Annotated in this window: 11 protein-coding genes and 1 pseudogene; 4 read left to right on the top strand and 8 right to left on the bottom strand. The window is 69.2% G+C overall.

Going from position 1 to position 11,074, the window contains the following annotated elements; all coding sequences use genetic code 11:
- A pseudogene (locus EAO75_RS44455) lies at positions 1-329 on the bottom strand (aldehyde dehydrogenase family protein); the annotation flags it as partial.
- A gap of 114 nt (positions 330-443) precedes the next feature.
- Complete coding sequence (locus EAO75_RS44450; RefSeq protein ID WP_410092917.1) at positions 444-2,012, bottom strand: MFS transporter; 1,569 nt, start codon at positions 2,010-2,012, stop codon at positions 444-446.
- Between the two features lie 193 nt (positions 2,013-2,205).
- Here EAO75_RS44450 and EAO75_RS44445 point away from each other — a divergent pair, with 193 nt between their 5' ends.
- Complete coding sequence (locus EAO75_RS44445) at positions 2,206-2,592, top strand: MarR family winged helix-turn-helix transcriptional regulator (RefSeq protein WP_148000817.1); 387 nt, start codon at positions 2,206-2,208, stop codon at positions 2,590-2,592.
- A 155-nt stretch (positions 2,593-2,747) separates the two neighbouring features.
- Here EAO75_RS44445 and EAO75_RS44440 read toward each other — a convergent pair whose 3' ends face one another.
- Positions 2,748-3,170, bottom strand: coding sequence for a hypothetical protein (locus tag EAO75_RS44440; protein WP_261989715.1), 423 nt, complete (start codon positions 3,168-3,170; stop codon positions 2,748-2,750).
- Positions 3,171-4,041: 871 nt separating this feature from the next.
- Here EAO75_RS44440 and EAO75_RS44430 point away from each other — a divergent pair.
- On the top strand, positions 4,042-4,692 hold the full coding sequence (locus tag EAO75_RS44430) for a class I SAM-dependent methyltransferase (RefSeq protein WP_148000815.1): 651 nt from the start codon (positions 4,042-4,044) through the stop codon (positions 4,690-4,692).
- Positions 4,693-4,935: 243 nt separating this feature from the next.
- On the opposite strand, the gene EAO75_RS44425 is transcribed toward EAO75_RS44430, so the two are convergent.
- From EAO75_RS44425 to EAO75_RS44415, 3 genes are all read right to left on the bottom strand, one after another.
- Positions 4,936-5,901 carry an NAD(P)H-quinone oxidoreductase gene (locus tag EAO75_RS44425; RefSeq protein ID WP_148000814.1) on the bottom strand — a complete coding sequence of 322 codons (966 nt, stop codon included), beginning with the start codon at positions 5,899-5,901 and terminating at the stop codon, positions 4,936-4,938.
- Between the two features lie 276 nt (positions 5,902-6,177).
- Complete coding sequence (locus EAO75_RS44420) at positions 6,178-6,873, bottom strand: type 1 glutamine amidotransferase domain-containing protein (RefSeq protein WP_148000813.1); 696 nt, start codon at positions 6,871-6,873, stop codon at positions 6,178-6,180.
- Between the two features lie 71 nt (positions 6,874-6,944).
- The gene (locus tag EAO75_RS44415) at positions 6,945-7,616 is read right to left on the bottom strand and encodes a type 1 glutamine amidotransferase domain-containing protein (RefSeq protein ID WP_222724045.1); all 672 of its coding nucleotides are present in this window, start codon (positions 7,614-7,616) and stop codon (positions 6,945-6,947) included.
- Positions 7,617-7,809: 193 nt separating this feature from the next.
- Between EAO75_RS44415 and EAO75_RS44410 the strand changes: the two genes are divergently transcribed.
- Complete coding sequence (locus tag EAO75_RS44410; protein WP_261989714.1) at positions 7,810-8,727, top strand: LysR family transcriptional regulator; 918 nt, start codon at positions 7,810-7,812, stop codon at positions 8,725-8,727.
- 64 nt (positions 8,728-8,791) lie between these two features.
- On the opposite strand, the gene EAO75_RS44405 is transcribed toward EAO75_RS44410, so the two are convergent.
- Both EAO75_RS44405 and EAO75_RS44400 read right to left on the bottom strand, forming a co-directional pair.
- Positions 8,792-9,205 carry a DUF4345 domain-containing protein gene (locus EAO75_RS44405; protein WP_222724044.1) on the bottom strand — a complete coding sequence of 138 codons (414 nt, stop codon included), beginning with the start codon at positions 9,203-9,205 and terminating at the stop codon, positions 8,792-8,794.
- Positions 9,206-9,248: 43 nt separating this feature from the next.
- Entirely contained in the window at positions 9,249-10,010 is a 762-nt protein-coding gene (locus EAO75_RS44400; RefSeq protein ID WP_148000809.1) for an SDR family NAD(P)-dependent oxidoreductase, read from the bottom strand.
- Positions 10,011-10,143: 133 nt separating this feature from the next.
- On the opposite strand from EAO75_RS44400, the gene EAO75_RS44395 reads away from it, so the two are divergent.
- Positions 10,144-10,752 (top strand): TetR/AcrR family transcriptional regulator, encoded by a 609-nt coding sequence (locus tag EAO75_RS44395; protein WP_261989713.1) that lies wholly within the window; start codon positions 10,144-10,146, stop codon positions 10,750-10,752.
- The last annotated feature ends 322 nt before the right edge of the window (positions 10,753-11,074 follow it).

Here is an 11,074-nt window from a genome sequence, read left to right as displayed (position 1 = left end):
GGGACTCCGGGCACCGTCACGGGGGCGGGCTGCGGGGTGGTCCACTCCTCCAAGTGCTCCAGGTAGTCGTCGATCTCGACGATCGTGAGGTCGATCTCCATGGCGTCGGCTTCCGCGCGGTTCTTGCGCAGGTCGGCGTAGAGGGCGTCGGCTATCGCCGCGCGGTTGTCGGTGAGCAGGTCGCGCAGGCGGGTGAGTTGTGTCCGGCGCCAGGCCAGGGGCTTGGTGTGGCCGGTGCGGAAGGTGGCGCGCAGCCGGTCCACCAGCGCGGTGGCTTCGGCGGCGGTGAAGGTGTCGTCGAGGGTGAAGGCTGCCTTGGTGTCGGTCACAGTCGTGTCCCGTTCGGTTGGGAGGGAAAGCCGGTCGGCATCCGGGGGAAGGAAAGTCGCGGCCGTGCAGGTGGTGCGGTCAGACCGTCGCGGCCGTGCGTGTGGGTGGTGCGGTCACACCGTCGCGGCCGTGCGTGTGGGTGTGGCTTCGCCSTCGCCCGACGGAGCGGGTGTGGCTTCGCTGTCGTCTGACTGGGCGGGCGTGGTCTCGCTGTCGCCCGACGCGGCGGGCGTGCCGGTGGCGGGCGAGGGGGACGTGCGACGGATCGCCAGGCCGACCATGGCCACGCCGATGACCAGCAGGAACGCCGTGCCGGCGAGGGCGAAGCCGAGGGTGTACTGGCTCTCGGCGGGCAGCGCGGGGACCCCGGCGGGCAGGTTGTCGAGCGTGTTGGAGGCGAGCAGCGAGGTGATGACCGCGCTGCCGATCGCGCTGCCGGTGGAGCGGGAGATGGAGTTGATGCCGTTGGCGATGCCGGTCTGGTGGTGGGGAACGCCGGCCACGATCAGGGCGGGCATCGCGGCGTAGCCGAAGCTGATGGCAACGCCGACGACCATGCCGGCCAGGATCACCGACGCGGTGGTGTCGTGGGCGAGGGTCAGCCAGGCGAACCCGACGACGCCGAAGACGGCACCGACGGCGAGGGTGAAACGCGCACCGATGCGGCGTACCAGCACGCCTCCGAACTGGGCGGCCACGAGCGAGACGAGGGCGGAGGGCAGCAGGTAGAGGACGGAGGCGCGCAGGACGGAGGCGCCGAAGCCGTAGCCGGCGATCTCAGAGGGCGTCTGGACGAGGTAGGAGACGCCGATGAACTGCGCGAACATCGCGAATCCGACGAGCAGTCCGGCGACGTTGGTGAACAGCACCGGCCGGTGAACAAACATCTTCATGTCGACCAGGGGGTCACGGACCCTGCGTTCGACGAAGACCCAGAGGACCGTCGTGACGGCGGCACCGGCGAACAGGGCGAGCGTGCGGGCCGAGGTCCAGCCCCAGGTGTGACCCTGCGAGATGGGCAGCAGGAACAGCACGAGCAGCAGGGCGAGACCGGCGGCGCCGATCCAGTCGGTGCGCCCGCCCGTCCGAGTGCGGGGCGCGGGGACGACGACCGCAACCGCGATCAGCGCGGCGGTGGCGAGCGCGGCGGCCWGCCAGAAGACCAGGTGATAGTCGGGGTTGGCACCCGTGGTCAGCAGGCCGGCGCTCACCAGGGCGAGGCCGCTGCCGAACCCGAGCGTCCCGCTGACCAGGGCCATGGCGCCGTGCAGCCGCGCGGGTGCGACCTCTTGGCGCAGCACGGACAGTGCGAGCGGGAAGATCGCGGTGGCGGCGCCCTGCATCACGCGGGCCACGATGAGCCACAGCATCGAACTCGTGGCCGCGGCGAGCACGGATCCGGCGACCATCACCACCAGCACGCCCAGCAGGGTCGGCTTCGTGCCGTGCTGGTCGCCGAGGCGGCCCAGGAGTGGCGTGAAGACGGCGGCCGACAGCAGCGTGGCGGTGGTGACCCAGCTGACCTGGGCCGTCGTGGCGCCGAGGTCGTTCTGGATGATGCCCAGGATCGGGATGACCAGGGTCTGCATCATCGACACGACCATGGCGGCGAGGCCCAGAACCAGGACGAGGCTGAGACTGCCGGTGCGGCGCTCCGGCGCGGTGGCAAGAGAGGACTTCACGGTCTTCTTTCCGGTGGAAGGTTGCGGTTGCCCGAAGGGCGAGGGCATCTATGGTCGATGAGTCAAACCATTGAGGTACTCGATGCTTGAGGACATCAAACAATATGACGCCGGTAGATGTCAAAGGTTGAGGTGCTCAAGCTTTTGGCGGTACCCTGGGCTCATGCCACCCATCCCGTCCAAGGCGCAGCTCATGGAGCTGCTCGCCCATTCGGTCAGCACGCACTACGCCGACTTCACGGCCGCCGCCGCCGACATGAGCCTCACTTCCAGTCAGGCAAAGACGCTCACGGTGCTGCGCCGCGCGCCCGCCTCGATGCGCTCGCTCGCGACCACGCTCGCCTGTGACGCGTCGAACATGACCGGGATCATCGACCGACTCGAAAAGCGCGACCTGGTCCACCGTGAAGTCAGCGCCACCGACCGCCGTGTGAAGAACGTCGCCCTCACGGAGACGGGCCAGAAGACGATCGACACGATCCGCGAGCGGATGGAGCAGACGCAGACCGGCCTGGACAAACTGTCCGACGAAGAGCGCGCCGAACTCTTCCGCCTGCTGACGGTCGTATTCCCGCGCTGATGTGCGCAGGTGCCGTTCCTTCCGTCGAACAACCGCGCGGTGGCTGAATAATCGAGACCTGTGCGTCGGATGGCTCGCGTTCGTGGGACACCGGGCGGCCAATCACTTCCTTGCGCTCACCTGACCATGCCGTGACGCCGGCCCGGCGCCGGTGATCAGTTGTGGTCTTCGATGCCGCTGTCGGCTATCACCCGGAACAACTCGCGGGCCCGCTCGCAGAATTGCTCGACATCCGTGATGTCCGGCTCGTCACCGTCCGCCAGCATCCGGGCCTGGAGTTGCTCGGAGCGCAGCCCGCCGTAGCGGGCCCGCACCTCCGCGGTCACCGGCTGGACCGCGATGTGCAGGTGCTTGCGCGCGTCGCGGCCATGCGACCACATGCAGACGTAGGTCTGCTCAGGCCGGCACAACGTCTCCACGACACGAGCGGTATCGCGCAGCAAGGGGCCGAGTTCCGCCGCTGCCGTGTCGTCGAGCTCCGCGACAGCCACGACGTGCTCCCGCGGACCGACGATCAAGGTGCCAAGATTCATCGGACCGACGACGTGGTTCACCACCCAAGCAGCGGTTTCGTGCAAGACGCCTCCGGGCAACTCCCGGCGCCCGGCCAGAAGGTCGCACCCAAGGCACCCCGTCACATCCACGCGCACCAGCCTATGCGGAGCCCGCAGCGATGAAGTCACCGCTGGATGTGCGGTCGCCGGAGCGCAAGTCGTGCATGTAGCGCAGCGGCAGCACCCCGTCGATCTTCGGATTCTTGCWGCGCCAGGACGTCTTCCATGTCGGTGGTGGACGGGTGAGGGATGCCTCAATCGGGCCGAGTGCTGGCGCGAGGCCGCCCGGGGAGCTATCGTCGAGCGCAGTAGAGTGACCAGTCATTCTACCTAGTGACGAGTGGGCGGGCCGTCCGGCGGGAACGCTTCCAGGCGGAGGGCTGCCACAGGGTTCCCGGTGCACGTCGGACAGGGATGAAAAGGCCTCCATGAAACCAATCCGCTCCCGGGTCGGGGTCGCCCCCGCCGGTGAGGCCCTCGCCGCCCTGACGCCGTGTGTCAGGGACCCGTTGGCCAGTTCCGAACCGGTGCGCGACGCCTTGGGCGGCCGATCTCGCGCGGCCCCGGTCGGGGTCAGCCCCTTGTGGGCGGCCGTCGAGTCGTCCAGGTAGCCGGCTGCCATCGGTCGATTGCCTCCCCGGGCGGGTGCCCGGCCGCCACCGGTACGGCCCCCTCACGGCAGTGGGCGTCCTTGGTCACCAGGTAGGCCACGACCAAGTCCTCCTTGGAGGCGAAGTGCCGGTAGAAGGTGCCGCGTCTGCCAGTCCGACGTCACCCTTCCAGCCCTTCCGCCCCCAACAGAACCGGCCACTGCGCCACCGACGGGACCTCACCGCGCATTGCCCCTTCACGCCGACACGATCGACCATCCGCACTCCCCGACAAGGGCATCGACATGACCACCAGCACCGCGCGCCGCACAGCCCGGCAGTGCCGTCTCTGCAGGCCCTCGCAGCAGCCGAACGACTACACCCTGTTCCTGCGGCAGTGGGTGCGCTCACCGGCTCGCATGGGAGCCATCGCGCCCAGTTCGCGGCACCTGGCCGAGGCGGTCTGCGCCCCGGTGCCCGAACGCGGTGAGCCCGTCGTCGTGGAACTGGGCGCCGGCACCGGGCCGTTCACCGCCGAGATCCAGCGCCGGCTCCGCGGCCGCGGCCGCCACCTGGCCGTCGAGATCGATCCACTCCTCGSCCAGCGCCTGCGCCACCGCCACCCGGGTGCGGAGGTGATCCAGCGCGACGCCGTGCATCTGCGCCATCTGCTGGATGAGCGTGGCATTGAGAGCGCCGACGTGGTGGTCAGCGGCCTGCCCTGGGCCCTCTTCCCCACCCCCACCCGGCACCAGCTCATGGACGCGACAGCCGCGGTGCTCGCCCCGGCGGGTGCCTTCACCGCGTTCACCTACCTCCACGCCGTTCCCCTCACCCCCGCCCGCCGGTTCCGCGACCTGCTGGCCGACCGCTTCGAGGAAGTCGTCCCCAGCCGCACCATATGGCGCAACACACCCCCGGCCTTCGTCCTTCACGCACGTAGACCCCGCACGTGACCCACTTGATCAAGGGCGGGCGCGACGCCACTTGGGGTCGCGACGGTGATCTCCCAGAATCCCGGCCACCGAGCTGACGCACGACGTCGGCGCACTACTGCCGACCGACTTGCTCGCCGGCGCCTTCGGGGGCGCGCTGTCAGACCACGCCCCTCGGCCCGCCTTCCGGCGCGCACGACAACCCCAGCCTCCGGCTTCGTGCGCGACAGCACGACAGCGCGACAGCACGACAGCGCGTCGGCGTTACGCGGCGTCGGGGTTGACCAGAACGATCTTGCCGATGTGGTGGGAGTCCAGGATCCGGTGCGCCTCGGCAGCCTCGGTCATGGGCAGGGTCCAGTCGATGACCGGCTGTACGGATCCGTCCTCGATCAGTGGCCACACGTGGTCCTGGACCTCGGCCACGATGGCTGCTTTCTGTCCGGTCGGGCGGGACCGCAGGGTGGTCCCGTGTACGGACGCGCGCTTGAAGAGGAGTTCGGCGAGGTTGAGTTCGCCCTCCAGGCCGTTCTGCAGACCGATGATGACCAGTCGTCCGTCGGGGGCCAGGGAGTGGACGTTGCGCTGGAGGTATTGGCCGCCGATGACGTCGAGGATCACGTCGTACGGGCCGTGCTCGGCGAAGTCCTCGGTGCGGTAGTTGATCGCGAGGTCGGCGCCGAGGGCTCGCACTCTGGCGGCCTGGTCGGGGCCACCGACCGTGGTGACGACGCGGGCGCCGCGGGCCTTGGCGAGCTGGACGGCCATCGTGCCGACGCCGCCGCCTCCACCGTGCATGAGGAAGGTTTCGCCCGCCTTCAGAACACCGGTCATGAAGACGTTCGACCACACCGTGGCGGCGGCTTCGGGCAGGGCCGCCGCCTCGACAAGACTGATGCCCTTGGGCACCCTGAGCAGCTGCCCGGCAGGGACGGCGACCTTCTGCGCGTACCCGCCCCCGGCAAGCAACGCGCATACTTCGTCACCCGGCTGCCACTGGGTCACGCCCTCGCCGATGGCGCTGATCCGGCCGGAGACCTCCAGCCCCGGGTAGGGCGATGCTCCCGGAGGGACCGGGTACCAGCCCATCCGCTGCGCGACATCCGCTCGGTTGACCGCGCCGGCCACCACGTCGACGATGACCTCGCCCGCAGCCGGGGACGGGTCCTCGACTTCGATCCACTCCAGGACCTCCGGGCCCCCGGGCTCCTTGATCGAAATGGCCCTCATGTCTCTCCTATTTGTGCACGTGATGGTTGGCGGAACTTGCGCCGGTCAGGCGCTGTGGGAATGGGGAATGGGGAATGCTGATGCGAGGGCATGGGCGGGCCCGGCCACGGACGGCAACAGGCCAGGCGGCGTCGCGCCGTTCCCGCCTTCGGCGGCACAGTGTCGGATCGAGTCCACGATGCCGGAGCGCATGCGCAGAGGCCGCATTAAATGAGGCTTCGGCAGTCCCCGTACGGATGCGGGGACGGCAGGGGGTGCGGGTCGCTCGCTACAACGTCACGTCAGCTTCTTGAGCATTTCGGCTGCGGCCGGACCGGCGGAGGCGGGATTCTGACCGGTGACCAGGTTGCGGTCCACGACCACGTTCGGGGCCCACGGCTCGCCCTCCTGGTAGTCGGCGCCGATCTCTACCAGGCGGTCCTGGAGCAGCCACTTGGCGCCCGCCGCAAGGCCGTTCTGGGTCTCCTCGGCGTTGCTGAAGCCGGTGAGCCGGTAACCGGCGAAGGCGTTGCCGCCGTCGGCCTTGGTGGCGGCCAGCAGGGCGGCCGGAGCGTGGCAGACCACGCCGAGCGGTTTGCCCGAGGCGAGGGCGTCGATGAGCAGGGTGCCGGAGGTGGCGTCGACGGCCAGGTCCTCCATCGGGCCGTGGCCGCCGGGGTAGAAGACGGCGGCGTAGTCGGCGAGGTCGACGTCCTCCAGCCTGATGGGGTGCTGGATCTCGCTGATCGAGGCAAGGGCGTCCGCCATCGTCTTCGCGCCCTCCTCACCGCCGTTGAACTGCGGCGCCAGGCTGACCTGGTCAAGGGGCGGCACGACGCCGCCCGGCGTGGCAATGACGATCTCGTGCCCGGCGGCCGTGAATGCCTGGTACGGGGTGACGGCCTCCTCGGCCCAGAAGCCGGTCGGGTGCTTGGTGCCGTCCGCCAGCGTCCAGTGGCCGGCGCCGGTCATCACAAAAAGGATCTTCGACATGGTGCAGTTTCCTCTAGTTCGGTTTATCGGGTGACGTCCGCATAAGTGGGCGCACCAGGTTTCTGTACCGGCTATTCGCTCTCGGCCAAGGCAGCGAGAATCAAGTCGCTGACGGCCTTGGTGGACACCGGGTTCTGGCCCGTGATCAGGCGGCCGTCACGCACGGCATGCGGCGTCATCGGGACAGTGGAGCGCACATACTTGGCTCCCTTCGCGCGCAGTTCGTCCTCCAGGAGGAACGGCACCCTGCTCTTCACGCCGGCCAGCCTTTCCTCGACCGTCGCGAAGCCCGTGACAGTGCGGTTCTGTACGAGCGGATTCCCGTCGGTGTCATGGAGGTTGATGAGGGCGCAGGCGCCGTGGCAGACCGAGGAGACGATGCCGCCCCCGGCGTGGATGGCCTCGGCTGTTCCCCGCAGGCCGGCACTGTCGGGAAAGTCCCACATGGTGCCGTGCCCACCCGTGAAGAAAATCGTGGAGTAGTCGTCCGGATCTGCGTCGGCAATGGAAGCGGTGGACTTCAGGGAGGCCATGAAGGCCGGGTCGGCTCGATAATTGCGAACCGTCTGGTCGGCGAACAACCGGCCGAGGCTGCGGGGGTCCAGGGGCACCTCGCCGCCCGCCGGGCTGACCACATCCACAGTGTGGCCGTCCTTGACGGCCTTGTCGTAGAAATGGACGAGTTCACCCAGCCATAGGCCGGTGCGATGCTTGCTCGCCCCATAGGTGGCCTGATTGGTCACGACCGCCAGAATCTTTTTCCGTCTCACTTTTCACACGTCTCCTATAGAACCCAGTGCTCTTAGGTCTCAAAACTAAAGCTGCTGAAGTATCCGCGCCAATGAAGAGACCGATGCCTGGTATCGGTGACCCGATGACTGGTCCCCGTGGACGGGTGGCATGTGGCTGTCACCCGTATCTCGTAGGCTCGGGGCTGTGAGCGATCACGACACTCATGCGTCCGGCGCGCTGGACCTGAACCTGCTGCGAACCTTCCTCGCGGTGCACCGCCTGGGCTCCTTCACCGCCGCCGCACGTCAGCTGGGCCTGTCGCAGTCCACCGTCACCACGCAGATCCGGGCACTGGAGAACCGCCTGGGCCGCGAACTGTTCGAGCGCCGGGCGCAAGGGGTCACCCCGCTGCCCCACGCGGACGAACTTGCCACCCGGCTGTCGGCCCCCCTAGATCAGTTGGCCGTCATCACCGGCGAGGAGCCGAGCAGCGCCGTGGCACCGGTGCATCTGGCGGGACCCGCGGAGTTCATGAGCGTGGCAGGCCTGAAGGTGCTGGCCCCGCTGATCGCGCAGGGCGTCCGGCTGCGGGTGGCCATCGGTCTGGCCGAACCGCTGCTCGAAGAACTGCGCGCCGGACGCCACGACCTCGTCGTCGCCACCCGACGGCCCCGCGGCCGGACGCTGCACGTCGAACTCCTCGCCGACGAGGAGTTCGTCCTTGTCGCCGCCCCGGCATGGGCCGAACGGCTCAAGGGGCAGGAGCTGCCCACGGCGCTGGAGAGCTCCCCTCTGATCACCTATGCCGAGGACCTGCCCATCGCCCGCCGCTACTGGCGCCATGTCTTCGACCGCCGCCTGCACGCCCAGGCCGCGATCACCGTCCCCGACCTGCGCAGCGTCCTCACCGCCGTCACCGCCGGCGCCGGCTGGAGCGTCCTGCCCAGCTATCTGTGCCGCAGCGAACTCGCCTCCGGCGCCCTCCGGTTGCTGCACCAGCCGGAGGACCCGCCGATCAACACCGCCTACTTGGTCCAACGCCCGGGCAGCTCCACCAACCCGCACGTGACACTCGTCCGGGAGCACCTTCTGGCCGCGGCGAAAATCTGGGGAGCGACCTAGGGCGACGGCCGCTCCAACTCGACGCACCGTGCTTCCTGCCGGTCTGCCGCCCGGGATCGGTGCCTCAGGCGGTGGCCGGCACTCGTCTGGACCTGAGTGAGGTGGAGTGCGCCCAGACGACGGCGACCGGGAGGATGAGCTCCAGGAGGGCGGAGGCCAGGAAGACTCCCGCCGGGCTCGGCATGCCGTCCCGGGCGAAGGAGACCAGCCGCCCGATGCCGCCGAGGAAGATCGGGACGGCCAGGAAGTAGACGAGTACCCCCTGCCGGCGGATCGTTGCCGCCACCCAGGCGAACAGGGGAGCCCAGCCTACGTAGACGCCCGCCAGGAAGCGGTGCGCGTTGTCCGCGTCCGCCGTGCCCGCTGGTCCTCCCTGCGCCAGTTGCTGCACGCCGTCTCCGAGCGCGATGGCAGCGGCCAGCAGCAGGCAGACACGGACGATGGTGTTGGCTGCTGTCACAGGGGTGCCGGCCGCCATCATGACTCCTTGCCTGTCTCGGAGTTGGGCCCGGTGTTGGTGTTCAGGCCTGCTCGGTGGGGCGTACGAGCAGTTCGGCGACGGCTACGTGCCGGGGGCGGGTGACGATGTAGCCGACGGTGTCGGCGATGTCCTGGCTCTGCAGCCGCTCGATGTCGCCGAGGGCGGCGACGATGTGCTGCTGGATGACGTCGGGGTTGTGCGTGCGCAGTTCGGTGTCGACGCTGCCCGGCTCGATGACGGACACGCGGACGTGCTGGCGTGTCAGTTCCTGGCGCAGCGCCTCGCTGAAGGCACCGACGCCGAACTTGGTGGCGCTGTACACCGCCGACATGGCGTAGGCGTTGCGGCCGGCGAGCGAGCCGACGTTGACGATGTCGGCGACCCGACGCGGCTCCTCGGCGGCGGCCTTCACCAGGTGGGGGACGGCCGCGTGGGCGGTGTACATCAGGCCCATGAGGTTGATGTCGACCATGCGCTGCCAATCCTTCAGGTCCGCACCGGGGGCAGGCCCGAGCAGCATGAGGCCGGCGTTGTTGACCAGCGTGTCCAGGCGGCCCAGGCCGTCGACGGTCCGCTCGACCGCTTCCGCGGCGGCCTGGGCAGTGGTGATGTCTGCGGGCACGACCAGGGCCTTGCCGCCGGCGTTGGAGATCTCCGCGGCGAGGTCGGTGAGCCGGTCCTCACGCCGGCCGACCACGGCCACGGACGCGCCCTCGCGGGCAAGCTCCAGGGCCGTGGCGTGGCCGATGCCGCTGGATGCTCCGGTGACCAGGGCGACGGTTCCTTCAAGACGACGAGTCATCGTTCAAGCCTTTCGATACGCGGCACGGCGACCTTTGCTGCGAGCCGTGCGGGATAAGGGGCATACGGCCCTGCTGGTGGGGCCGTACGGGGGTGCAGGCCGCTCAAGGCCGGGCCGAGGGCACAATGGGGAAGTGAGCATCACTGGGAAGAAGACCACCGACGCCGGACATCAGGGGACCAAGACCGTGGCAGACCTCCCGCCTCGCGAACGCCTCGTGCAGGCCGCGTCGCGGCTGTTCTATTACGAGGGCGTACGCGCGGTCGGAGTGGAGCGGCTGATCTCCGAGGCCGGGGTGACGAAGGTGACCTTCTACCGGCACTTCGCCTCCAAGGACGACCTGGTCGTGGCCTATCTGCTGACCAAGGACGCCTACTACAAGGGGGTGGCCGAACCGCTGGCCGCCGGGCACCCGCCCGCGGAGGCGATCGACCTGATCTTCGAGGCGATCGCCGAGCACGCCCGCGAGCGCGGTTTTCGCGGATCGCCGTTCCTGAACGCGGCCGCCGAGTACCCGGACGCCGACCATCCGGTCCGCGGCCTGGTCACGTCCCACCGGGACTGGATCCGCACCCTCTTCCAGGACCTGCTCACCCGGCTCGGCCACACCGACCCGGAGTCGGCCGCCGGTGCGATGCTGATGCTGTACGACGGTGCGATGGCAGCCGGCTACCTGGACGACTCGACGGCCGCCCACAAGACCCTGCTGGACGCGGTCCGGCTGATCCGGTCGGGAGGCTGACCCCACCGAGGCCGCGCGAAACACCGGCTCTCTGTTGGACCCCGGGCAAGCCGGGGCGCGGATTGGCTTCATGGCGCTTTTCATCTCTGTTCGACGTGCACCGGGACCCACTGGCAGTTGCTCGCCTGGTTGGCAGTCCCGCCGGGAAGGCCGAGATGCCCCTACGAGGTAGGGTTACCGGTCATTCTACCTCTCGACCATAGCCCCCTCGGTGTCCACGCGCCAGCGGGGTGGTCCGTTTGTGGGATCCCCCACGGGCTGTTGCTGCCGGGAGGGTCTTCGGGGCGGGGGAGCCGGCCGCGTACCTTGCGCTGATCCACGA

Origin of the sequence: Streptomyces sp. UW30 (genome assembly GCF_008042075.1) — a bacterium.
Classification (GTDB): Bacteria; Actinomycetota; Actinomycetes; order Streptomycetales; family Streptomycetaceae; genus Streptomyces.
This window is presented reverse-complemented; position numbering and strand designations above follow the sequence as displayed.